Here is a 24,380-nt window from a genome sequence, read left to right on the forward strand (position 1 = left end):
CTTTCCCCCCTAGAAAGACTGTTTGCCATGACTGCCCAAACCCTTCTCGACGTCCTCGAACAATCCGATATGGTCGAAATCGACGGCTTGCACGCCTTCGAATTTTTCCTCGATGAAGACGACAATCTGCACATCGAATGCATCGACGGCCGAGCGGCCAAGCATTGGGAATTCACCCCGGTTCAGGTTGCCGCTGCAACTTTCGACGACTCTTTGCAGAGCTGGTTGATCGTCGGTTATTTCAATGAAACCAAAGCGATCGGCGAACACCGCTTGGTTTGTCATGGCGACGTAGTCAGCAGCAGCGATGACGAGGATGACAATCAATGAAAATGCGTAAATTCTGGCCGCTGCTGATGGCCGGCAGCGTCGGTGCCATGGGGCTTTCCAGCGCATCCGCCGAGAACTTCCAGTTGCTGGTCGGTTCCTACACCGCCAACACCAGCCAGGGCCTCTATCGAATGAACTTCGACAGTGCCACCGGCCAGATCGCCGCCAAACCGCTACAGGTGGTCAAGAGCGAAAACCCGTCATGGCTGACCCTGTCCAAAGACCAGCGTCGCCTGTTCGTGGTCAACGAAAACGGCCCGGGCCAGAAAGACCCGGTCGGCCGTGTCAGCAGCTATTCGATCGATCCGAAAACCCACACGCTGACCCTGATCAATCAAGTGCAGAGCCTGGGCAACGAGCCGACCCATTCGAGCCTCAGTGGTGATGCCAGCCACTTGTTCGTCAGCAACTATTCGGTGATGGAAGATCCGGGTGGAACGCTGGCGGTATTGCCGGTCGGTGCCGACGGCAAACTCAAACCCGTCGTGCAGATGAGCGCGCACCCGGCGAGCCGGATCAATCTTGAGCGCCAGGCCTCCAACCACGTGCACTCGACGGTTTCTTCGCCTGACGGCCGCTACGTGTTCTCCAACGATCTGGGCGCGGACAAAGTCTTCGTTTACCTGTTCGATCCGAAGGCCAACCCGGACTTGCCGCTGACGCCGGCGATGACCGCCGCAGTGCCCTTGCCGGCCGGCAGCGGTCCGCGTCATCTGCTGTTCAGCGCTGACGGTAAACACGCCTGGCTGACCATGGAAATGAGCGCGCAGGTCGCGGTGTTCGATTACCACGATGGCGTGCTGACCCAGACGCAACTGGTCGATCTGGCCGCTGGTCAGCCAACGTCGGACAAGGCCGGCGCCGCGCTGCATGCCTCGGCCGATGGCAAGTTCCTCTACGTCAGCAACCGTGGTACCGCCAATCAATTGGTGGTGTTCGCGATCGATCCGGCCACCGGCCAGCTCAAAGAGCTGCAAAAGCGTTCGGTGGACGGTGATCACCCGCGCGAGTTCAGCCTCGATCCAAGTGGCAAATTCCTGTTGATTGCCAACCAGAAGAGCAACGAAATTGTCGTCGTCGAGCGCGATGGCAAGACCGGTCTGCTCGGCAAAACCGTGCAGAAACTGCCGATGGACGCGCCCAGCGACCTCAAGTTTATCGTGCGACAATAAGCCACAGGCCCCGGTTTACGGGGCCTGTCTCTTTGTATTAATCGCGCTGATATCCGGTAATGCTACAAAGCATTTCAAGCGATCAACCCTCGAGCGTTAAGTTTGCTCCACGGCCCAACCGGGCAAACCAGCTAACTGAACACGAGGGTTACCGCCATGAACTTCAATCTCTTCTCCGTGATTGCCGCTTCCGCCATCTCTGCCACCGTTGTGCTGCCAGCCAGTGCCAACGTTGAAATCAACAGCAAAAAATCCCACACCCAGAGCTACACCCAGAAATACCTGCAACAAAGCGCCAACTTCTACGCCGCCCTGGATCACAAAGCCCAACACTGAAATGCCCGTTCTGCACAACTCCCTGTAGGAGCTGCCGAAGGCTGCAGTCTTGATCTTGCCCTTGGGATCGTTCCCACGCTCCGCGTGGGAACGCAGCCCGTGACGCTCCGCGTCACTGGACGCAGAGCGTCCCGAGAGGCATTCCCACGCTGAGCATGGGAACGATCAGATCGCAGCCTTCGGCAGCTCCTGCACGTGTGTTTTTCGCAGCACGATAGTTTTGTTCAAACACGCAAATAGACTGGCTAAATAATCAACGAAGCTGATGTTTACTATGGCAAACCCTGAGTGGTTAGCGCGGCTTTTTTGATTGATTCTGTGGACATCGAAACATGCCCACGGGAGAACACCATGGCCAGCGCAATCCTTCATTCAGCCAAACGCGGCGCCTACCTGGTCATCGGTCTGTACCTGGCCGTGGTGCTGGTCGTCAGCATCGCCTCGCAGATGGAACACAGCTTTGACGCACCGATTCAAGTCGACCACCCCGGCATCCAGTTCGAAGTCCGCTCGCAAAGCGTGATGGTCCACCGGGCCGAACTCGCAGGAGTCGGCGGAGCATGAAAGGCTACAGACTTTGGGTAGTCGCCGGTTTGGCGTTTTTCACCAACGGCGCTTCATTATTGGGTATCGGTCAAGGCTCGGTGGGCGCACTGGCCCGGGCCATAGAGGCCAATCACAACATTGCGCACAATATCGAACGGGCGAACACGCTGGGGCTGATGGCCGGCAATCCACCGGTAAAGGCTTCGGCCGATTTTCTCGGGCCATTCGAAGTGGATTGCATGGCGCTCGGCATGTGCCAAGCGCTGGCCTGACTGATCGTTCCCACGCTCCGCGTGGGAATGCAGCCCCGGACGCTCCGCGTCCGATTGGAACGCAGAGCGTCCCTTGAGGCATTCCCACGCAGAGCGTGGGAACGATCATCAAGCAGGAAGGTGAGGGTTATTTCTTCATGATCGAGGTGAACAGTTCGGACTCGAGGAAGCGCTGCAACCAGGCCTGTAAGCGAACATAAGGCGTCTGTGCAAACCACTCACGATCAACATGGGCAAACTGCCGAACGAAGGGCAGCAGGGCGATATCGGCCAGGCACGGATGGTCAGCCAACAGGTAGTCGTATTCACCCAGCGTCAGATCCAGATGATGCGCAATCATTGAGCATCGCATCCGATAGACCTCCATCGGCTCCTCGGGAAAGCGCTCGGCGTATTTGTAGTGGTTCAGCGATGTTTTGAAAACCTCATCGTTGGTTTTGATCAGCATGTCCATGATGACTTGCGCACCTGCGTCATCTTTGAGCAACCAATCATCCGGATCATTCTGCGCCAACGCCCAGCGCATGATCTCCAGGCTCTCATCAATCACCCGCCCATCGGCATCCAGCACCGGCACTGTGCCCTTCGGCGAGATCGCCAGCATCTCCGCTGGCTTGGCCTTGAGGCTGACTTCAACGATGTCCACCGCCACGCCCGAATAACGCAGCGCCATCCGCGCCCGCATCGCGTACGGGCAACGGCGGAAGGAATACAGCGTGTTCATTTCACCTCCAGCGTGCTCAAACCATTGCCTTGGCGCTGCACCTGAATCTGCACCGGAATCCGCTCGTGCATTTCCTGCACATGGGAAATCACTGCGACCTTGCGCCCCTGCGCCTGCAAACCATCGAGCGCATCCATCGCCAGTTGCAGCGATTCCGGATCAAGGCTGCCAAAGCCTTCATCGATAAACAGCGATTCGATTTTCAGCGTGCTCGACGCCATCGATGCCAGGCCCAATGCCAACGCCAGCGACACCAGGAACGTCTCGCCGCCGGACAACGAGTGCACCGAACGCAGTTCATCGCCCATTTCGGTGTCCATCACCAGCAGGCCAAGCATGCTGCCACCGCGCTTGAGGCGATAGCGTTTGACCAGTTGGCGCAACTGCACGTTGGCGTGGTGCACCAGCAGGTCGAGGTTGTAGGCCTGGGCGATCTTGCGGAAGGTGTCACCGGTGGCCGAGCCGATCAAGGCACTCAGTCGCGCCCAGCGTTGATATTCGGCGTAGGCATCGGCGATCTGCTGGGCCAGCGCCTGGTTGGCGTTCTGCCGGCGCTGATCTTCAGCCTGTTCGGCACGCAGTTCGGCACATTGCTGCTCGCTGACATTGAACTGATTCTGCAAATCGCTCAGGGCGGTGGCCAGTTGCTCGGCATCAAGATTGCCGTTGTGTTGCGACTGATGATCGAGCAACAACCGATCACGCTCCTGCAGCAAGACCCTGGCTTGTTCGATGGCTTTTTCATTGAGCTGCAAGCGCTGGCGCAATTGCGCGACTTGCTCATCATCGACCCGCAACAAGTCTTCGAGGCCGCCGTCATCCAGCTCGGGATGACGAGCGCGCCAGTCGGCAATCTTGCTTGCCAGATCCTGTTCCTCGCTTTGCAGCGCCTGCAAACTCTGTTGCTGCGCCTTGAGTTCAGCGGCGATCTGCACAATCTGCGTGCGTACGTTTTGCAGGTCTTGAGCGGTGCCAGTTTCGGCAGAGCGCGCTTGCTCCACAGCCTGTTCCAGTTGCTGCTGCCACTGCTCGGCGCTGCCGTGTTCACCCAGCAACTGCGCAAGTTTGTCCTGGCAGAGTTGTTGCTGTTCGGCCAGCGCATTGAACTGTTGCTCAGCCGTTTGCGCCTGCTGGACGCGGGTCTGCTGGCGATCCTGCTCTTTCTCCAGCGTCTGCTGACGCTGTTGCTGCTCGGTGAGTTCTTCCTTCTGCTGGTCGACTTGCGCCAGACGCTCGGCGATCTGCCGGTCGAGCTGCATGAAGGTCGCCGCCGGTTCCTGGCGCAAGGCTTCAAGTGTATCGGCGGGGAGCAGAGTGGCGAACGCTGTCAGTTCCTCATCAAGGCGCTGACGGTCGCTGCCGAGTTCGCGCTGCTGATTGCTCAGGTGCTGCGCGGCTTGCTGATGCGCGGTTTCGGCCTGACGCAATTGCTGGGTCAGGCGCGCGGCATCCTGTTGCAGGGTGAGCAGGGCGCTCTGGCGTTGCTCGTCCTGAGTAATGCTCTGGTTCAGTTGCTCGTTTTGCCGGGCGAGCCAGGCATCGCGCTTGGCGGCGTCCTGATTGAAAAACTGCGCGGACAGCGGATGCGCATCGAGGCTTGGCGCCAACGCTTGCTGCTGGTTCACCAGTTGTTCTTGCTGTTGCAGCAGTTCTTTCTGTTGCGCAATCACGCCACCGACTTCGGCGCGCAGTTCGATGAGCTTTTCCTTGAGCTGATCGACCACTTGCTGGGCGTTGGCCTGTTCGCTTTCATCATGGCGACCAAGACTTTGCAGCAGCGCTTCGGGCTGATGATACGGATGCTCGTTGCTACCGCAGACCGGGCACGGCTGATCGTCCTGCAACTGCGCGCGCAACTCTTCGACACTGGCACTGCGCGCCAGCCGCTGGCGTTCAAGCAGCTCGCGGGTGACGTTGAGGGTTTGTTCGGCGACGGTCAGTTCGGCTTTGCTTTTCACCCCGTCTTGAGTCAGGCGATCACGCTCCTGCTGGGCGTTGAGTTGACGCTGTTGCAACTCGGCGCTGCGCTTGTCGAGATCCTGCTGCGTGGCCCACAGGCGCGACAGGTCTTCGAAGGCGCGCAGTTGTTTGCGGTTGTCCTGCAGCAGCGTGCCGAGGATGCCGATTTGCTCGGCGACGGCATCGGGTTCGGCGCCGGCCTCTTTGAACAGCACTTCCAGTTGCTGCTTCTGCGTGGTCAGTTCTGCGGCGCTGCGCGTGGCATTTTCTTCGAGGCTCGCCAGTTCGGCTTGGCCCTTGTTCAAGCGGTTGCCGATCAGCATCAGCTGTTGCAGGCGATCGCGGTAGGCATTCCACGCGTCACTCAACGGCGCCAGATGAGCGCTTTGTTCCAGTTCGGCGGCGATGCGTTGCAGGCGCTCGGCGACTTGGGTCTGTTTATCCAGCAAGGCTTGGATGGCGTTTTGGCCGTCAGTGCAAGCCTGCTGCGCACTGAGCCTGGCTTCGGCACTTTGCGCGACATCCTTGGCCAGACGGGCGAGGGTGCTTTGCTCATCAAAGGCCTGACGCAACAGCGGCGCGTTTTCACTCTGCCGTTGCTGCGCTTCGCTCAGGGCGACTTTCGCCGTTTCGAGGTTGTGCTCCAGTTGCGTTTGGCGCTCGGTCAGCTCGGTGTGTTGCTGCGAGTGCGCAGCAATCTGTGCGGCCAACGGCGTCAGCAGCGCATCGAGTTCGGTTTTACGCGCGAACTGGTGCCGCTGCGGGCCGAGCTGCTCCAGTCGCGTCAGTGTCACCCGCTCGCCGGCCAGACTTTCCGATTGCTGCTGGGCACTGTGCAGTTGTTCTGCGGCGGCTTGCTGCGCGTCCTGCAATACACGCAAGTCCTTGAGCCAGCCGTGCTGCTGCTCAAGTTGTTTGAGCTGCGCCTGCTGCAACTTCAACTGCTGCTGCGCGGCGTTGAAGCGCTCGTCCAGCTCGGCCCGGGCTTCGGGCGCCAACGGGGTCACGCCGGTGGCCTGATCCTGCAACAGCTTGTGCGCTTCGCGGGCCTCTTTGGTCTTGTCGAAGGCGCGGCGGCCGAGGCGGGTATACAGCGCGGTGTCGGTGAGTTTTTCCAGCAGTTCGCTGCGGTCGTTGTCGTCCGCTTTGAGGAATGCACTGAACTCGCTCTGCGCCAGCAGCACGGCGCGGGTGAACTGTTCGAAGTTCAGACCGAGCGCGGTTTCCAGTTGAGTTTTGTATTCGCCTTTCTGGCTGGCGAGCAGTTGATCCTGATCGATGTCGCGCAGGCTCTGACGGCTGGCCTGCAACTTGCCGCCGGCCTTCTCACGGGCGCGATTGGCCTCCCAGCGCGCACGGTAGCGCCGGCCATCGACACCGACGAAATCCACTTCGGCGTAGCCTTCACCGGTACCGCGACGCAGCAACGTGCGCGGGTCGCCGGTGGCGATTTCGCCGTCGGCATCCGGGACTTTGGCGTCGCGGCCAGTGTTGTTCAGGCGCGGCACGGCGCCGAAGAGCGCCAGGCACAAGGCGTCGAGCAAAGTACTTTTACCGGCGCCGGTCGGGCCGGTGATCGCGAACAAACCGGCACTGGCCAGCGGTTCAGCGGTGAAATCAATCTCGAACGGCCCGGCCAGCGAGGCGAGGTTCTTCAAACGAATGGCGAGAATCTTCATGGCTGCTCGCCCTCCAGTTGCACGTCTTGCAGCAGTTCGGCGAAGTCCTTCAGCGTCTGTTCATCGACCTCGTTGCCGTAGTTGTCGAGCCAGGCACGGCTGAACAATTCTTGCGGGGTGAGTTGGTCGAGTTCGATCAGCGCAGTGCCGTCCTCGCTGCCGTCAGCGCCACGATTGCCAGCGTATTCGGCGGCGATGCGCACCAGGCGCACGGCTTTGCCTTGCAGGGCGCTTTCGACTTGATGGCGCAGATCCGGCTGTGGTTCATCGAGGGTTACGCGCACTTCTAGCCACGGCTGCCGCTGGGTTTCGGCGAGCAGGTCGATGTTCGGCAGATCCGCCAGTTGCAGCAGAATATCGGCCAGCGGTGCCGGGCCGATGCGCTGCAGGTTGACCGAGCGCGGGATCAGTTTCGGCTCGACGCTGACCAGGGTTTCGCCGTCGAGGGTGATGTCGAGTATCTGGTGCTGATAGCTGATTTCCGAAAACGACAACGGGATCGGCGAGCCGCTGTAACGAATGCGTTCTTCACCATTGACCTTCTGCGGCTTGTGCAGGTGGCCGAGGGCAACGTAGCTGATGCTCGGCCCGAACAGGCTGGCGGGCAGGGCTTCGGCGTTGCCGATGATCAGGCTGCGTTCGGAGTCTTCCGACACCGAACCGCCAGCCATGTGCGCGTGGCTGATGGCGATCAGCGCCTGACCGGGTTGGCGCTTGGCGTTGGCGGCTTCGATCAGCCATTCATGCACCTGACCGATGCCACGCAAATAGTTGTCGCCCAGATGCGCGCCGGTCACCTCCGCCGGGCGCAGAAACGGCAGCGCCAGGCACCACGCGGCGACTTCGCCGGTTTTATCCGGCAACGGCAGCAGCAGGCGTTCGGCATCCAGTTGCCCGTCATCCAGCCACAACACCCGACCCAGCGCATGCGTGCGCAAACGCCTCATCAACGGCGCGGGCAGTTCGATCCGCGAGCCGGAATCGTGGTTGCCGGCAATCATCACGATGGTCAGCAACGGCTGCTGCTCGTGGGCGCTGACGATGAAATCGTAGAGGCGTTCCTGGGCTTTGACCGGCGGATTGACCGTGTCAAAGATATCCCCGGCAATCAGCAGCACATCCGGCTGCGCCAGTTGCAGTTGGCGCAGCAGCCATTCGAGAAAACAGGCGTGCTCGAAATCGCGCTCCTGGCCGTGCAGGTTTTGCCCAAGGTGCCAGTCGGAGGTGTGAAACAGACGCAAGGTGGACTCCGCAACAATTAAAGAGGTGATGGCCGCAGGGACGTGATGGGCGGCGAAAGAGGGGAGAGTTTACAGACTATTGCGGCGGGAGGGCTTGTCCGGACCGGACGTAGCCGGGCATTTCGACGAATCTCTTCATTGACGACCCAACGCCGGTTACCTACCATTGAGCCACTATATTGATATCATTTTGAAGTCGAACAATCCGTCGGGCTTCTACCTCCACGCCACGATAGCTCACACAGCGATATAGAGTTTGGAGCAAGTGCAATGAAACGGGTCAATTCGATACCTTCTGTTACTGACACCCAAGCGTATTGTTCCTGGAAAAAACAATGGTCTAGCCAAGAAGATCTGGATGTTCATTCGTACATCTTTGATCAATGCAGGCCCGACCATGTTTTGATGTTTTCCACTATGCTCTTCCCTGACTTTGTGGTAGCTGAGGGTGGTGTATTTTTAGGACGAAATTTTTCAGACGAAGTGTTCGACACGTGTTTTGCCCTTGCCTCCGGTGATCTTTCAAAGACTGAGCAGTTATTGAATGTTGTGAGGATCTATGACGTTTTTGGTCAGGGTGCCCGTGATGTTTCGGATGATGTTTTTCTTCAATTGTGCAATGTGATTGGTTTTTCGTGGCGCATGGTGCTGAAAGAGAAGTTTCCAGAGAAGATCTTCTGTGTAGAGGTGTCGAACTCAGAGCAGAACTATGGCCCGGATATTACTTTCTACCAGGTTGGGCCACTGAGTTTGGGAGCCGGAACATGAGACGTCAGGACTTGGAGCAAGAGGCGGATTTTTATGGGACTTCGAGAAAACTCTCGTCTTTGGATGAGTGGCATCTATCCGTGCGCTATACACCCGTGCAGCACCTGGTGCTTGGCGGAGTGGCGTGATGCTTGAGGGAAGTGTGTGAAACTTAACAGTGAAATGGAGCAAATGCTCGCTCGTGCGGGACGTGCTTCTCTGGACGGCGAGTTGGCGGATATCGCAAGGTCCGGTTTCGTGGAACGGGATGGCTGTGTTTTTCTGGCGAGTCTGGAGAGCTTCCAGAAGCACGTAAGCCTGAAGAGTTTCCTAGATAGAACGGGATATGAATGTTTCGTTAACTCGATCCATGCCGATGATTATGTAAACGCTGATTTTTTGGCATGTGCGCGCTCGTACTTGTTTTTAGTGTTTGAGGCGTGGAACAAGTCAGGTCTGCCGGGGATTCTGCAGGGAGTCATTTCGGGTGACGAATTCGATGCGACGGTGAAGTTTCATCTGCTGCGCCCAGGGGAAACCTGGCTGAGCGATGACCTCGAGGGGTATGCAGAAGCAGTGCTTACCGTTGAATCGAATGACAAGGGATTTCTTGAGACATACGGGTAAATCATGGGACAGACCACGTTTAGAAAGTACTCCGGAAACGTAATCTGTCCCCGTTTTACTAACCTTACGTATCGGATGCATTCATGGAACTGAAGTTTTTTCATCATTCAGCCGGTCCTCATCCTGTTGTGGGTGAGGTCTTTTATGACATGGCGCAAGTGAGTCCTGGACAGGAAGGGGCTCAACGCTATGAGCTTTATGTCTGCAGTGTGCTGGATGCCGTCGCACAAACCCCCGCAAGTTGTGATCGGCTGCTTGGGTATCTGGCGTCCGTACTGGATGGCACAGAGCAATCAATTTGTGCGGGTGGAAACGACGTTGTTTTGAATATTGATACAACGGGTGTACAGGTTGACATATCGATCAATGACGACTGGATCGGTCAGCCTGAAAGCAAGTTCACCTTGCAGGAATGGCAAAAAATTCTTGAGAGTTGGAAGTACCTCTTGGAGATGCCCAAGGGGTCAGATGAGGTTGTGTTAGTCCAACTGCCATAGAAAATGTTGACGCCTCAGCGTACGAGCTGAGGAGTAGTCGTAAATTCCAAGGCGTTTATGGAACTGAAATTTTATCAAACCGCCGGCGGTACCTACCCTGAAGGACAGTAGGATAATGGGACAGACCACGTTTAAATAAACGTGGTCTGTCCCCGGTTCTGCCCGGTTCTGCTTCCCAGTTCTGCTTTTCAGAAACGAACCCCACCAAATTCCGGAGGTTATTTAGTGATCACTGAAGATATAAAAATTTTCGAAGAGATTTTCCAATTGGTCGAAGCAGGCATCGTCCATGGCTATGACGCGTTCCGATACGGTGTTGAGCTGGGTGAGGGCTATATAGAAACGGAATTGGCCGTCGAGAAAGACGGGATTGAGGACTGGAACGCCGAAACCGATATAAACGGGGCGATAATTCTTCGTCTGGTCGATCAATTGCAGGCAAACGCAGTCAAACGCGGTGAACCCTGGAAGGCGTTTGTTCTCTCTTATCGCGAAGGCGAACAAGTGAAAACGAAATTCAAGTATTGATCGGGGACGCCGCATTTCCGCGTTCCGGGTAACGAACGGGTGGCTCTGGCCACCTGTCGTTTATCTGACCAGCGCAGCAAGACAGACCCAGAGTGATGCCTGTCTATCCAGTCCGAAGGGGGAGTTTCTTAGTGCCCTTCGGCAGGCGAGCGTCAGCTTGTTGCAAGTTGGTAAATGGGGGACAGACCACGTTTAGAAAGTGCTCCGAAAACGTAGTCTGTCCCCGTTTTACCCTCCAGTTCCATGAAAAGGTTTATATGCTTTGCCCAAGATGTCAGCAGGACTATATTGTCAAGGCGAAAATCAAAGTAACCGAAGCTGTTATTTTTACTTGTCCGGAGTGTGATGCAACGTGGTTCAAGATCGAAGAAATTGGGGTTGTGCCTTTTCTGGATTACGCTACTTACATGAATAGTATTGGCCTTACCGGAATGTGGGAAGAGCTAGAGATTATTGCTGAAAGAATATGAGTTTAATTAATTTCGGGCGAGGAGTGAAAAGGTCAACGTGTTGTTAGGGACAAGCCTGCCAGAGATGACAGTGCGGTATAGCCTGCTCTGGGAGTTGGTGTAAATTCCCACGCTAGCTTCCTGGCGTTAGTGGGATAAAAGGGACAGGCCCCGTTTAAATTGACGTGGTCTGTCCCCGGTTCTGCCGGTTCTGCTGAAAACGAAATTCGACTATTGATTCCGATTGTCTTCAGCCTTTTATCCCTAAAGCAAAATCGAAAGATCGCAGCCTTTGGCAGCGCCTACACATACCCTCTGTAGGAGTTGCCGAAGGCTGCGATTTTTTTCTTTTACTTCGGATAAAGCGGCGGCAACCCGCTGTCACCCACCGGATCCTGAACCCGTTCCGCCGCCGGAATCGTGCGGATCGCCCGCCACAAATCCTCACCCTGCCAGTGCTGCCCCGTCTCGCTGTACAGCGCACCATTCAACCCATCCAGCGCATCCGACAACGGCACAAACCGCGCCGCCATGTCCGCCAGCGTCTCCGGCTGCTGCCGCGCCCAGGCATCCAAGGCCTGCCGCGTCGCCTGCGGATCATTCGCCTGGCTCGCCCGTTTGATGTCATCCATCAACGTGCGTGGGCTCGGGCCGGTTTGGGCGGCGCGGTGCACGGCCGGTTGCCAGCGTGCGCGCCACCACAGGCCGAAGCCGAGGAGGGTGGTGCAGGCGAGGATCAGCGTGCTGAGTTTCCACCACCACAACACATCGTTATCGACGGCGCTCACTTGCAGATTGCCGGCCGGGGTGTCGACTTGCAGGCTCGGGTTGTTGGCCACTTGCAGGGTGCGCGCGGGCAGGCTGCTGTGTTCCAGATGATCTTCGAAGGTGTTCCACCAGACCACGTCCACCGTCGGCAAATCGATGGCGCCGCTGCGGCTTGGCACCAAGGCTTCGCGTTCTTCGCGGCTGCCGATCAGGCCACGGTCGCTGCTCTGGTTGCTGAGTACCGGTTGGTCGGGGTAGCGGCGCAGGCCGTTGACGTCGGTGGCGGGCAGCGCTGGCAGTTGCGAGGCGGCCAGGCCTTCGACTTTCAACGTCAGGCTGCGGGTCAGGGAATCGCCGACCTGAGTGTGTTCCGGTTCCGGGTTCCAGCTTTCACTGAGGCTCAGGCTGCGCGCGGGCAGCCATGGCGCGTCGACCGGATAGGTCAGGGGTTTGGGTTTGACGGTCAGGGGGATTTCAGAAGAACTGACGCGCATCAGTTTGCCCGGTTTCGGTCCCTGCGCATTGGCGTCCTGAGACGGCTGAGTGTCGACCAGTGTCGCGCTAAAAGTCTGCGGAGTAATGGTCAGCAAACCGCTGTGCTGCGGGTAGATCGCGTAGCGCATTTCGATCACGCCATGGCGCACACCATTGAGGTCTTTTTCGTAGGTGCGCGTGTCGCCCAGTTGCTCGATGCGTGCATCGGCGATTTGCAGCGGCGTCAGGCTGCTGTCGTCGTACAGCGACACCGAATGGTAGATGCGCAACGTCAGGATCGCCTGCGCCTGCACATAGACGCTGGACTGATCGAGGCTAGCCTCGATGAACACCGGATCAAGGCTGTTCTTGTTCTCGCGGGTGTCGCTTTCGACCACTTGTACGGTGATCGGCTGGCTCTGCGCGTCGCCCAGTTGCAGCGGCGGGATCACCACGCTGCCGTTCTCTTTCGGCAGCAGGGTGATGATCCAGCGCGTGGTCGCGCGGTTGTCACCGTTGAGGGTGTTGAGCTGGTTGACCTGGCGCGTGCCGCGCACTTCGAACAACGCTTCGAGCGCGGTCAGGTCGGGTTTGCCGAACTGGGTGACGTCGCTGGTTTCGAGGGTGAGTTCGACCGTCTCGCCGGAGTTCAGGCGACTGCGATCCACGCTGGCCGTCAGCTCGGCCGCCTGGGCGGTGGCCGTGCAGAGCAGCAGGGGCAGCAAGAGAGCGGTGAAGCGGGTCATCGAGTGTTTTCCTGATCCTGATGTTGTTGCTGTTCGTACCAGAATTTGCGTCGCAGCAGTTCGCCCGGATCATCCGGGATCTTGCCCAGCCATTGTTCCAGTGCCTGGCGTTGCTCGCCTTCGAGGTTGTCTTCACTCGGGCGCAGCGTCGGCACGGTGTCCGTTTGTTCTTCCTCGTCGCTGCCCGGCACTTCGTTGGGGCCTGGCTGCGGCGGTGTAGTCGGTGGCGGTTCGCTGGCCGATTCGCTCGGTTGCGCTTCGCTCTGGGTTTCACTTTTTACCGCCGGTGGCGGCGTGGTCGCGGGCGCTGGTTCGTCGCCCGGCAGACTTTGCTGCTCGCTGGGCTGGGTGTCCGGCTCGGCGGGCGGGGGGGCGTTTTTCTGCTTGAGCAGATTTTCCACCAGCGCCTTGTTGGTCTGCGCCGGACGTAAATCCGGTTGCTGTTCCAGTGCCTGCTCATAGGCGTCGATCGCCGCTTCCAGCTCACCGCTTTTCGCCAGCGCGTTGCCACGATTGTAGTGGGCGCGGGCATCGCTGCCTTCGGCGAAACGCTGAGCGGCGCCACTGTAGTCGCCGGCCTCGTACAACGCCACCCCTTGCCATTGGTGATCGTCAAAATGCTGCGCGGCTTCGGCCGGGCGCTTCTGTTTGAGCAGGTGCAGGCCCTGTTGGTCGGGACGCAGCCACAAATCCTCAAAGTCAAAAGCGTAGCTCGGCTGCGGCAAGCAAAACAGCAGCGGCAAGCAGAACAACCAGCCACGCCGCCCGGCGCAAGCGGCGAGCAGCAACAGCGGCAACAGCAGCCAGTAACCCTGATCGGCCCAGGTATCGAGGCGTACGGTCTGGCCATCGTCGCGCAGGCTGCGTGGTCCGTTGAGCAGGCCGAGCGCGCCAAGATCCGCTTCGTCGAGGCGGACAGGGCGGTATTCGCCGCCGACACTGTTGAGGAACGCACTCAAGGCCGGGCTGTCGAGCTGCGGCACGCGGATCGCGCCTTGTTCGTCCTTGAGGAAACTGCCGTCCTCTTGAGCGATTGGCGCACCTTCGGCAGTGCCGACGCCGAGCATCAACAATTGTGCCGACTGTCCGCTGAGTGCGCGGCGAATGCCTTGGCGTTCTTCTTCGTTCAATGACGAACCAATCAGCAGAATTCGCCCCTGACCGAGCGCGCCCTGTTTCAGCAGGGCCAGCGCTTTGCTCACGGCCAGATCGGCGCGATGACCGCTTTCCGGCATCAACGAAGGCTTCAGGGCATCGAGCAAATTGCGGCTGGTCGCGAGGTCATCCGACAGCGGCACCAGCGTGTGCGCGCTGCCGGCATAGACGACAATGGCGGTCTGCGCATCGCTGCGTGCCTGCAGCAGATCGAACAGCTTGCGCCGCGCCTGTTCCAGTCGCGTCGGTGGTGAGTCGGTGGCGAGCATTTCCGGGGTCAGCTCCAGCACCACCACCAAGGGATCGGCCGGTTTCTGGCTGGTCTGTTCGACGCGCTCCCAGCTTGGCCCGGGCAGCGCCAGAATGGTCAGCAACCACGCCACGCCGAGGGCAATCCACGGTAATTTGCTGTCGCGACCGTTCCCGCCGCTGAGCAGGGTTGCATGAAACGCCGGTGGCAAGATCATCTGCCAGCGCCCTGCACGTTTCTGCCGGTGCCAGAGTTGCCAGATCAGCCAGCCCAGCAGCGGTAGCAACAGCAACCACCACGGACGGAACCAGTGCGGCCAGAGCGCGATCATCGGCGCCTCCGCAGACGCAGGCGCTTGAGGCGCTCGCGCCAGTCGGGCAGCGGACTTTGCAGATACAGCTTTTTGGTAAACAGGCGTTGCAATGGGTTGTCCGGCCACAATTCACGGGTGACCTGCAACAGGCTCAACCATAGCGCCAGCGCCAATGGCCAGTGATACAAGGCTTGCGCCGGGCGCGCCTGGGTTGGTTGCTGGGTCACGGGTTCGAGCTGGTCGAGGGTGTCTTTGATCGCTTGCAACTCTTTGCCGTCGTGGGCGCGGAAATACTGGCCGCCGGTGACTTCGGCGATGGCTTTGAGCGCCGGCTCGTCGAGGTCCAGGCTCGGATTGACCCCGAGCAGGCCGGTCGAACCGCTGTCCTCAGGATTGGCGCCAATGCCGATCGGATAAATCTTCACACCTTCTCTGGCAGCCAGTTTTGCCGCCGTCAGTGGATCGATTTCGCCACCGTTGTTGGCGCCGTCAGTGACCAGAATCAGCACGCGACTTTGCGCCGGACGCAGGCGCAGGCGTTTCAGTGCCAGACCGATGGCATCGCCGATGGCGGTGTTCTTACCGGCAATGCCGATCCGCGCTTCGTCGAGCCAGACGCGCACGGTGTGGCGATCAAAGGTCAGCGGCGCTTGCAGATAGGCCTGACTGCCGAACAGGATCAGGCCGACACGGTCGCCATCGCGACTTTCAAGGAAGTCGCCCAGCAGATGCTGAACCAAGGTGAGACGACTGACTTCTTCGTCCTGCCACTGCATATCCGGGAAATCCATCGAGCCGGACACATCCACCGCGACCAGCAAATCCCGTCCGCTGGCAGCAATCGGCAGTGGTTCGCCGAGCCATTGCGGGCGCGCGGCGGCGGTCAGCAGCAACAGCCACAGCAACATGAATGGCGCCTGTTGACGCCACGCTGGCAGATTGGCGCGAGCGCGGCGGCGGGCGAGGCCTTCCAGGTCGGCGAGGAAGCTCACTTTCAGGGCTGGCTCGCCACTGTCGGCCACCGGCAGCACGAGGCGCATCAGCCACGGCAGCGGCACTAGCACAAAAATCCACGGCCAGGCGAACTCAAACATGTTTGCGAATCCACGTGTCGACCGCTTGGGTCAGGCCGGCGATGGCTTTGTCGTCGAGTTTGCATTCTGGTTTGTACGCGCCTTCGACCAACACCATCCAGCGCGTCAGGCCGGCGGCCGGGCAACGGTTATCGAGGAACGCCAGCCATTTACGCCCGTTGAGAGTATGGCTCTGGCTGTAGGGGTAGTGGTTGCGGCACAGGCGTTTGAGCAGGCCGTTGAGTTGCTGCAGCCAGGCACCGGCCGGGGCGCCGTCGTAAGGTTTGGGCATCTGGGCGAGTTCGGCGAGGGCGGCAATGCGCACAGGATCGAGTGGCTGTTCGGCACGCACGAGCGGGCGTTTTTTTATCGGGATGAAACGGCGCAGACGCCACACAGCGAATCCGAGCAGTGGCAGCAATAGAAGCAGCAGCCACCAGCCCGGCGCCGGCGGCCAGAAGGCAATCGGTGGCGGCGAGATCAGCGGTTGCAGTTGTTCGAGGCCGTTCATCGACCTTTCCCCGGACGCTGCGGATTGAGGAATTCGCGCATCTGCTCGACCATTTCGCTTTGCGTGCTTAGCGGCATCAGCAATACCCGCAGCTTCTGCGCGAGCAATTCCCAGCGCGCGATGCGCGCTTCGGCCTGGGCGCGATAGGTCTGGCGCAGGTCGAAGTTCAACGTGTCGAGCTCCAGTTGTGCACCGCGTTGCGCGAACCGCAAAAGCCCGGCGGCGGGCAGGGCGTGATCGAGCGGATCGGACAACGGCAGCATCAACAGATCGCAATGCCGCGACAACAGACTCAGCTGCTGTTCGGCGCTGTCGGACAACGCACGCTCGTCGCAGATGACAATCACCAGACTGCCCGGGCGCAACACTTCGCGGGCACGGCGCAGGGCCACGCCAAACGCATCGCGATCCGGCTCACGCTCGCTGTGCAGCGACTGATTGACCTTGACCAGACGGTTGAGCAATTGCAGCAGGCTTTGTTTGCTGCGCCGTGGCTTGATTTCGTAGTGCTCGTTGTCGCCGAAGACCAGCCCGCCGACGCGGTCGTTATGGCCGAGCGCGGCCCAACCGATCAACGCCGCGACTTGTGCCGCGAGCACCGATTTGAACATCAGCCCGGAACCGAAAAACAGCCGCGTGCTTTGCTCGACCATGATGAAAATCGGCCGTTCGCGTTCTTCATGGAACAGCTTGGTGTGCGGCTCCTGAGTGCGCGCCGTCACGCGCCAGTCGATGGTGCGCACATCGTCGCCGGCCTGATAGACCCGCACCTGATCGAAGTCGACGCCACGACCACGGAATTTCGAGTGATGCAGGCCAATCAGCGGGCTGCGCTGGCTCGGCGTGGAAAACAGCTGCACTTCGCGCACGCGGTGGCGCATCTCGATCAGCTCGGCGAGGCTGACGCGGATGCCCGGTTCGGACGGCAGGGGGGCGTTCATGGGGGTCAAGCGACGGCTACGACGTCGAGAATCCGCTGCACCACCCGATCCTGATCGATGCCGGCGGCCTCGGCTTCAAACGACAGAATGATGCGGTGACGCAACACATCGAACAGCACCGCCTGAATGTCTTCCGGGCTGACGAAGTCGCGTCCGGCCAGCCAGGCGTGGGCGCGGGCGCAGCGGTCGAGGGCGATCGAACCACGCGGACTGGCGCCGTAGGCGATCCACTCGGCCATTTCCGGGTCGAACTTGGCCGGGTTGCGCGTGGCCATGACCAGTTGCACGAGGTATTCCTCCACGGCGTCGGCCATGTACAGACCGAGGATTTCCTTGCGCGCGGCGAAAATCGCCTGCTGGCTCACACGGCGCTCGGGCTTGGTCTCACCGTTCAACGCTTCGCCACGGGCCTGCTGCAGAATGCGGCGTTCGACGGCAGCGTCCGGGAAACCGATTTTCACGTGCATCAGGAAACGGTCGAGCTGCGCTTCCGGCAGCGGGTAAGTGCCTTCCTGCTCGATCGGGTTCTGCGTGGCCATCACCAGAAACAGCGGCGACAACTCATAGGTGCTGCGGCCGACACTGACCTGACGCTCGGCCATGGCTTCGAGCAGCGCCGATTGCACCTTGGCCGGGGCGCGGTTGATTTCGTCCGCCAGCACCAGGTTGTGGAAGATCGGCCCTTGCTGGAACACGAAACTGCCGGTTTCCGGGCGATAGATCTCGGTGCCGGTGATGTCGGCCGGCAGCAAGTCCGGGGTGAACTGGATGCGATGGAACTGGGCTTCGATGCCCTCGGCGAGTTCTTTGATCGCTTTGGTCTTGGCCAGACCCGGAGCGCCCTCGACCAGCATGTGGCCGTCGGCGAGCAGGGCGATGAGCAAACGCTCGATGAGTTTTTCCTGGCCGAGAATCTGCGTTGAAAGAAAGGTTCGCAGCGCCAGTAGCGCTTCACGATGTTCCATCGATGACTGTTCCTGGAAAGGGGTGGCCACCGGCGTTCGGATAACGCCGGGGCTGGGGGCGTTACTTTAATCCATCGCGGGGGGTGGCGACTAACGGCATTTTGCGCAAAGTGCGGGAAATGACTGGGGGATTTGTTGGATTTTTGTAGTGCCGGGGAGGGGTAGTGTTCTTTCGGGCCTCTTCGCGAGCAGGCTCGCTCCCACATTTTGAGCGGCGTAAATCCGTCAATGTGGGAGCGAGCCTGCTCGCGAAGGGGCCAGCCCAGACACCATCAAACTTCGTTAATGAAGGTGCCAGTCCCATCAAGGATATTCTTCAAAGTCTCGACTACCTCATCCATATCCACCATATCCGGGTTAAAACTGATCTCCAGCACATCATCCCCGTTCAACGCATCGGCATCCGCCGCCGCGATCTCGATCTTCAGCAGATTCGAAGTCAGCGTGACTTTCACGCCATCTAGAGTCGAAGGCTCGCCATCCAGCGTAATCTCCAGCTCATCCTCGTCCGGATAGCGGCTCATCAGGAACATGTCGCCCTTGTCGCTGTGGCAGCAGAGCATGGCCATGTTGTCTTCTTCGTCATCGCACGGGTTGACGATGAGTAGGGCGGTGTTCATTTGCATGGTCAATTCCTGCCTCGAGGGACGTGTTGGTCGCTAATGGGCGCGATTCTGCCAGTCCTCGGGAATTTCTGCATGTGAGAGTGTCAGAGGATGTGTCGTGAACGCGACGTGGGTCAATGGTCATTTCTGGCACGCATGTACCGTAAAAACGGGCATTCAGACCAGCGTGTTGCGCCACGAGTGCTAGTGTTTACCGATGCCAAACCCTCGGTTTACGTGCCAATGACCGAATATGTCGCAGCACCGCAAGCAGACACATTGTCGCACCCTTTAAGCTGCGCAACGGATGAGCACCCGTAAAGGCATTGTCGGCACCGCTGGCAGTCGCTTTTGCAGATGCTCATTCTATGGAAGGTGAATGTGACCTGAGTGTCCCGTCCAGCTTCACCCACCTGTCCCCCTGTTTCCTCTGCCCGAGAATCAGGAACAGGGCGACACAAGCCCCGAAAGGGGTGTTGCACGCGACGCTTTCCATCAATAACAAGCTTAAGCGGAGTACCACAGATGGCGTTCTTCACCGCAGCCAGCAAAGCCGACTTCCAGCACCAACTGCAAGCGGCACTGGCGCAGCACATCAGTGAACAGGCACTGCCACAAGTGGCGCTGTTCGCTGAACAATTCTTCGGCATCATTTCCCTGGACGAGCTGACTCAACGTCGCCTCTCCGACCTCGCTGGCTGTACTCTTTCTGCGTGGCGCCTGCTTGAGCGCTTCGATCACGCGCAACCGCAAGTGCGCGTCTACAACCCTGATTACGAGCGTCATGGCTGGCAGTCGACCCACACCGCGGTCGAAGTCCTGCACCATGACCTGCCATTTCTGGTCGACTCGGTTCGCACCGAGCTGAACCGTCGCGGCTACAGCATCCACACCCTGCAAACCACCGTGCTCAGCGTGCGTCGTGGCAGCAAGGGCGAGTTGCTGGAAATCCTGCCGAAGGGCAGCACCGGCGAAGGTGTTCTGCACGAATCGCTGATGTACCTGGAAATCGACCGCTGCGCCAACGCGGCCGAACTGAATGTGCTGAGCAAAGAGCTGGAACAGGTTCTCGGTGAAGTCCGCGTTGCGGTCGCCGATTTCGAGCCGATGAAAGCCAAGGTGCAGGAAATCCTCACCAAACTCGACAACAGCGCCTTCGCCGTCGATACCGACGAAAAGAACGAAATCAAGAGCTTCCTGGAATGGCTGGTGGGCAACCACTTCACCTTCCTCGGCTACGAAGAGTTCGTGGTCACCGATCAGGCCGATGGCGGCCACATCGAGTACGACCAGAACTCCTTCCTCGGCCTGACCAAACTGCTGCGCACCGGCCTGACCTACGAAGACCTGCGCATCGAAGACTACGCCGTTGCCTACCTGCGCGAACCGACCCTGCTGTCGTTTGCCAAGGCTGCGCATCCAAGCCGCGTTCACCGTCCGGCGTACCCGGACTACGTGTCGATCCGTGAAATCGACGCTGACGGCAAAGTCATCAAGGAACACCGCTTCATGGGCCTGTACACCTCCTCGGTGTATGGCGAGAGCGTGCGGGTCATCCCGTTCATCCGCCGCAAGGTCGAAGAAATCGAAACGCGCTCCGGCTTCCAGTCCAAGGCTCATCTGGGCAAGGAACTGGCGCAGGTCCTCGAAGTGCTGCCGCGTGATGACCTGTTCCAGACCCCGGTCGACGAACTGTTCACCACCGTCATGTCGATCGTGCAGATCCAGGAACGCAACAAGATCCGCGTGTTCCTGCGCAAAGACCCGTACGGTCGTTTCTGCTACTGCCTGGCGTACGTGCCGCGCGACATCTACTCCACCGAAGTTCGCCAGAAGATCCAGCAAGTGCTGATGGAGCGCCTGAAGGCTTCCGACTGCGAATTCTGGACGTTCTTCTCCGAGTCGGTACTGGCGCGCGTGCAGTTGATCCTGCGTGTCGATCCGAAAAATCGTCTCGACATCGACCCGGTGCTGCTGGAAAAAGAAGTCGTGCAAGCCTGCCGCAGCTGGCAGGACGACTACGCCGCACTGACCGTCGAAAGCTTCGGCGAAGCCCACGGCACCAACGTGCTGGCCGACTTCCCGAAAGGCTTCCCGGCCGGCTACCGCGAGCGTTTCGCAGCGCATTCGGCCGTGGTCGACATGCAGCACCTGCTGAGCCTCAACGAAAAAAATCCGCTGGTGATGAGCTTCTATCAGCCGCTCGGTCAGGTCTCCGGCCAGCGCGAGCTGCATTGCAAGCTGTACCACGCCGACACCCCGCTGGCGCTGTCCGACGTCTTGCCGATTCTGGAAAACCTCGGTCTGCGCGTGCTGGGTGAATTCCCGTACCGTCTGCGTCACACCAATGGCCGCGAGTTCTGGATTCACGACTTCGCGTTCACTGCCGCTGAAGGCCTGGACCTCGACATCCAGCAACTCAACGACACCCTGCAGGACGCCTTCGTCCACATCGTTCGCGGCGACGCCGAAAACGATGCGTTCAACCGTCTGGTACTGACCGCCGGCCTGCCATGGCGAGACGTTGCGCTGCTGCGTGCTTACGCGCGTTACCTGAAGCAGATTCGTCTGGGCTTCGATCTGGGTTACATCGCCAGCACCCTGAACAACCACACCGACATCGCTCGCGAGCTGACCCGGTTGTTCAAGACCCGCTTCTATCTGGCGCGCAAACTCAGCGACGACGATCTGGAAGACAAGCAACTGCGTCTGGAACAAGCGATTCTGACCGCACTGGACGACGTCCAGGTGCTCAACGAAGACCGCATCCTGCGTCGTTACCTCGACCTGATCAAAGCCACCCTGCGGACCAACTTCTATCAGACTGATGCCAACGGCCAGAACAAGTCGTACTTCAGCTTCAAGTTCAACCCGCACGCGATCCCTGAACTGCCGAAGCCAGTGCCGAAGTTCGAAATCTTCGTTTACTCGCCACGCGTTGAAGGCGTGCACCTGCGCTTCGGTAACGTCGCGCGTGGTGGTCTGCGCTGGTCCGACCGTGAAGAAGACTTCCGTACCGAAGTCCTCGGCCTGGTAAAAGCCCAGCAAGTGAAGAACTCGGTCATCGTGCCAGTGGGTGCGAAGGGCGGCTTCCTGCCGCGTCGCCTGCCTCTGGGCGGCAGCCGTGACGAGATCGCGGCCGAGGGCATCGCCTGCTACCGCATCTTCATTTCCGGTCTGTTGGACATCACCGACAACCTGAAAGACGGCGCGCTGGTACCGCCATTGAACGTGGTTCGCCACGACGATGACGACCCGTACCTGGTAGTGGCGGCGGACAAGGGCACTGCAACCTTCTCCGACATCGCCAACGGCATCGCTATCGACTACGGCTTCTGGCTGGGTGACGCGTTTGCGTCCGGTGGTTCGGCCGGTTACGACCACAAGAAAATGGGCATTACCGCCAAAGGCGCGTGGGTTGGCGTACAGCGTCACTTCCGCGAGCGCGGCATCAATGTTCAGGAAGACAGCATCACTGTGGTCGGCGTCGGCGATATGGCCGGTGACGTGTTCGGTAACGGCCTGTTGATGTCCGACAAGCTGCAACTGGTCGCTGCCTTCAACCACATGCACATCTTCATCGACCCGAACCCGAACCCGGCGACCAGCTTCGTCGAGCGTCAGCGCATGTTCGACCTGCCGCGTTCGGCCTGGACCGACTACGACACCAGCATCATGTCCGAAGGTGGCGGTATCTTCTCGCGCAGCGCGAAGAGCATCGCAATCTCCCCGCAGATGCAGGAACGCTTCGACATCAAGGCTGACAAGCTGACCCCGACCGAACTGCTGAACGCCTTGCTCAAGGCGCCGGTGGATCTGCTGTGGAACGGTGGTATCGGTACTTACGTCAAGGCCAGCACCGAGAGCCACGCCGATGTCGGCGACAAGGCCAACGACGCACTGCGCGTGAACGGCAACGAGCTGCGCTGCAAAGTCGTGGGCGAGGGCGGTAACCTCGGCATGACCCAACTGGGTCGCGTGGAATTCGGTCTGAATGGCGGCGGCTCCAACACCGACTTCATCGACAACGCCGGTGGTGTGGACTGCTCCGACCACGAAGTGAACATCAAGATCCTGCTGAACGAAGTGGTTCAGGCCGGTGACATGACCGACAAGCAACGCAACCAGTTGCTGGCGAGCATGACCGACGAAGTCGGCAATCTGGTGCTGGGCAACAACTACAAGCAGACTCAGGCCCTGTCCCTGGCGGCACGTCGTGCCTACGAACGCATTGCTGAGTACAAGCGTCTGATGGGCGATCTGGAAGGCCGTGGCAAGCTGGACCGTGCCATCGAGTTCCTGCCGACCGAAGAGCAACTGGCCGAGCGTATTGCTGAAGGCCACGGTCTGACCCGTCCAGAGCTGTCGGTGCTGATCTCTTACAGCAAAATCGACCTGAAAGAGCAGCTGCTGGGCTCGCTGGTACCGGACGACGATTACCTGACCCGGGACATGGAAACGGCGTTCCCGCCGACCCTGGTCAGCAAGTTCTCCGAAGCCATGCGTCGTCACCGCCTGAAGCGCGAGATCGTCAGCACCCAGATCGCCAACGATCTGGTCAACCACATGGGCATCACCTTCGTTCAACGACTCAAAGAGTCGACCGGCATGAGCCCGGCGAACGTGGCCGGCGCTTACGTGATCGTGCGCGACATCTTCCACCTCCCGCACTGGTTCCGTCAGATCGAAGCGCTGGACTACCAAGTCAGCGCTGATGTGCAGCTGGAGCTGATGGACGAACTGATGCGTCTGGGCCGTCGCGCTACGCGCTGGTTCCTGCGTGCCCGTCGCAACGAGCAGAACGCTGCCCGTGACGTCGCGCATTTCGGTCCGCACCTGAAAGAGCTGGGCCTGAAACTCGACGAACTGCTGAGCGGCGAAATCCGTGAAAACTGGCAGGCGCGTTATCAGGCGTACGTCGAAGCCGGTGTGCCGGAACTGCTGGCGCGTATGGTTGCGGGTACCTCGCACCTGTACACGCTGCTGCCGATCATCGAAGCGTCCGACGTGACTGGCCAGAACCCTGCCGAAGTGGCCAAGGCTTACTTCGCCGTGGGCAGTGCGCTGGACATCACCTGGTACCTGCAACAGATCAGCGCTCTGCCGGTTGAAAACAACTGGCAGGCTCTGGCCCGTGAAGCGTTCCGTGATGACGTCGACTGGCAGCAACGGGCGATCACCATCTCCGTCCTGCAACAGGGCGACGGCACACTGGATGTGGAAGCACGTCTGGCGCTGTGGATGGAACAGCACGAAAGCATGATCTCGCGCTGGCGCGCCATGCTGGTGGAAATCCGCGCGGCAAGCGGCACGGACTACGCCATGTATGCCGTGGCCAACCGTGAACTGCTGGACCTGGCGTTGAGTGGGCAAGCGGTCGTGCCTGCGGCTGCTGCGAATGCCGAGCTTGAATTGGCGTAAGTAGTGGTTGAATGAGAAAGCCCCGCTCTCGGAAGAGGCGGGGCTTTTTCA

Annotated in this window: 20 protein-coding genes; 10 read left to right on the plus strand and 10 right to left on the minus strand. The window is 59.6% G+C overall.

Features of this window, described 5'->3' with window-relative positions:
- Positions 1–27 precede the first annotated feature (27 nt).
- The 5 genes from AB4N44_RS29555 to AB4N44_RS29575 all read left to right on the plus strand — a co-directional run bounded on the left by AB4N44_RS29555 (position 28) and on the right by AB4N44_RS29575 (position 2,656).
- The gene (locus AB4N44_RS29555) at positions 28–330 is read left to right on the plus strand and encodes a DUF5629 family protein (protein ID WP_095050106.1); all 303 of its coding nucleotides are present in this window, start codon (positions 28–30) and stop codon (positions 328–330) included.
- Positions 327–1,502, plus strand: coding sequence for a lactonase family protein (locus AB4N44_RS29560; protein ID WP_095050107.1), 1,176 nt, complete (start codon positions 327–329; stop codon positions 1,500–1,502). The genes AB4N44_RS29555 and AB4N44_RS29560 overlap by 4 nt, the downstream gene beginning before the upstream one ends.
- Before the next feature lie 156 nt (positions 1,503–1,658).
- Complete coding sequence (locus AB4N44_RS29565) at positions 1,659–1,838, plus strand: hypothetical protein (RefSeq protein ID WP_007917967.1); 180 nt, start codon at positions 1,659–1,661, stop codon at positions 1,836–1,838.
- 351 nt (positions 1,839–2,189) lie between these two features.
- A complete protein-coding gene (locus AB4N44_RS29570) occupies positions 2,190–2,402 on the plus strand; it encodes a hypothetical protein (protein ID WP_160039557.1) in 213 nt (70 codons plus the stop codon).
- Positions 2,399–2,656: a hypothetical protein gene (locus tag AB4N44_RS29575; protein ID WP_127926921.1), complete on the plus strand. Its 258-nt coding sequence runs from the start codon at positions 2,399–2,401 to the stop codon at positions 2,654–2,656. Before AB4N44_RS29570 ends, AB4N44_RS29575 begins: the two co-directional genes overlap by 4 nt.
- Positions 2,657–2,783: 127 nt before the next feature.
- Here AB4N44_RS29575 and AB4N44_RS29580 read toward each other — a convergent pair whose 3' ends face one another.
- Genes AB4N44_RS29580 through AB4N44_RS29590 form a run of 3 tightly spaced genes read right to left on the minus strand, consistent with a single transcriptional unit; the run spans position 2,784 to position 8,259 of the window.
- On the minus strand, positions 2,784–3,380 hold the full coding sequence (locus AB4N44_RS29580; RefSeq protein ID WP_127926923.1) for a glutathione S-transferase: 597 nt from the start codon (positions 3,378–3,380) through the stop codon (positions 2,784–2,786).
- The gene (locus AB4N44_RS29585) at positions 3,377–7,018 is read right to left on the minus strand and encodes an SbcC/MukB-like Walker B domain-containing protein (protein WP_460110851.1); all 3,642 of its coding nucleotides are present in this window, start codon (positions 7,016–7,018) and stop codon (positions 3,377–3,379) included. The genes AB4N44_RS29580 and AB4N44_RS29585 overlap by 4 nt, the downstream gene beginning before the upstream one ends.
- Entirely contained in the window at positions 7,015–8,259 is a 1,245-nt protein-coding gene (locus AB4N44_RS29590; protein ID WP_460110849.1) for an exonuclease SbcCD subunit D C-terminal domain-containing protein, read from the minus strand. The genes AB4N44_RS29585 and AB4N44_RS29590 overlap by 4 nt, the downstream gene beginning before the upstream one ends.
- A gap of 270 nt (positions 8,260–8,529) precedes the next feature.
- Here AB4N44_RS29590 and AB4N44_RS29595 point away from each other — a divergent pair, with 270 nt between their 5' ends.
- The 4 genes from AB4N44_RS29595 (at position 8,530) to AB4N44_RS29610 (ending at position 10,658) form a co-directional block, all read left to right on the plus strand.
- Positions 8,530–9,027: a hypothetical protein gene (locus tag AB4N44_RS29595; RefSeq protein ID WP_150751952.1), complete on the plus strand. Its 498-nt coding sequence runs from the start codon at positions 8,530–8,532 to the stop codon at positions 9,025–9,027.
- A 144-nt stretch (positions 9,028–9,171) separates the two neighbouring features.
- Positions 9,172–9,633: a hypothetical protein gene (locus AB4N44_RS29600; protein WP_150751953.1), complete on the plus strand. Its 462-nt coding sequence runs from the start codon at positions 9,172–9,174 to the stop codon at positions 9,631–9,633.
- A gap of 83 nt (positions 9,634–9,716) precedes the next feature.
- On the plus strand, positions 9,717–10,130 hold the full coding sequence (locus AB4N44_RS29605) for a hypothetical protein (protein WP_150751954.1): 414 nt from the start codon (positions 9,717–9,719) through the stop codon (positions 10,128–10,130).
- A gap of 225 nt (positions 10,131–10,355) precedes the next feature.
- On the plus strand, positions 10,356–10,658 hold the full coding sequence (locus AB4N44_RS29610) for a hypothetical protein (protein WP_077573237.1): 303 nt from the start codon (positions 10,356–10,358) through the stop codon (positions 10,656–10,658).
- Between the two features lie 799 nt (positions 10,659–11,457).
- Here AB4N44_RS29610 and AB4N44_RS29615 read toward each other — a convergent pair.
- The 7 genes from AB4N44_RS29615 to AB4N44_RS29645 all read right to left on the minus strand — a co-directional run bounded on the left by AB4N44_RS29615 (position 11,458) and on the right by AB4N44_RS29645 (position 18,929).
- Positions 11,458–13,095: a BatD family protein gene (locus AB4N44_RS29615; RefSeq protein ID WP_460110847.1), complete on the minus strand. Its 1,638-nt coding sequence runs from the start codon at positions 13,093–13,095 to the stop codon at positions 11,458–11,460.
- A complete protein-coding gene (locus AB4N44_RS29620; RefSeq protein WP_460158151.1) occupies positions 13,092–14,831 on the minus strand; it encodes a tetratricopeptide repeat protein in 1,740 nt (579 codons plus the stop codon). Before AB4N44_RS29620 ends, AB4N44_RS29615 begins: the two co-directional genes overlap by 4 nt.
- Entirely contained in the window at positions 14,828–15,907 is a 1,080-nt protein-coding gene (locus tag AB4N44_RS29625) for a vWA domain-containing protein (RefSeq protein WP_460110845.1), read from the minus strand. Before AB4N44_RS29625 ends, AB4N44_RS29620 begins: the two co-directional genes overlap by 4 nt.
- Positions 15,900–16,397 carry a DUF4381 domain-containing protein gene (locus AB4N44_RS29630; RefSeq protein ID WP_150751959.1) on the minus strand — a complete coding sequence of 166 codons (498 nt, stop codon included), beginning with the start codon at positions 16,395–16,397 and terminating at the stop codon, positions 15,900–15,902. Before AB4N44_RS29630 ends, AB4N44_RS29625 begins: the two co-directional genes overlap by 8 nt.
- The gene (locus tag AB4N44_RS29635; protein WP_127926941.1) at positions 16,394–17,338 is read right to left on the minus strand and encodes a DUF58 domain-containing protein; all 945 of its coding nucleotides are present in this window, start codon (positions 17,336–17,338) and stop codon (positions 16,394–16,396) included. Before AB4N44_RS29635 ends, AB4N44_RS29630 begins: the two co-directional genes overlap by 4 nt.
- A 5-nt stretch (positions 17,339–17,343) precedes the next feature.
- Positions 17,344–18,303, minus strand: a complete 960-nt coding sequence (locus tag AB4N44_RS29640; protein ID WP_007913915.1) for an AAA family ATPase — start codon at positions 18,301–18,303, stop codon at positions 17,344–17,346.
- 272 nt (positions 18,304–18,575) lie between these two features.
- Complete coding sequence (locus AB4N44_RS29645) at positions 18,576–18,929, minus strand: hypothetical protein (RefSeq protein WP_460110843.1); 354 nt, start codon at positions 18,927–18,929, stop codon at positions 18,576–18,578.
- Positions 18,930–19,433: 504 nt separating this feature from the next.
- Between AB4N44_RS29645 and AB4N44_RS29650 the strand changes: the two genes are divergently transcribed.
- On the plus strand, positions 19,434–24,329 hold the full coding sequence (locus AB4N44_RS29650) for an NAD-glutamate dehydrogenase (protein WP_316918165.1): 4,896 nt from the start codon (positions 19,434–19,436) through the stop codon (positions 24,327–24,329).
- The last annotated feature ends 51 nt before the right edge of the window (positions 24,330–24,380 follow it).

The sequence above is a fragment of the Pseudomonas sp. S3_C06 genome (assembly GCF_054667675.1).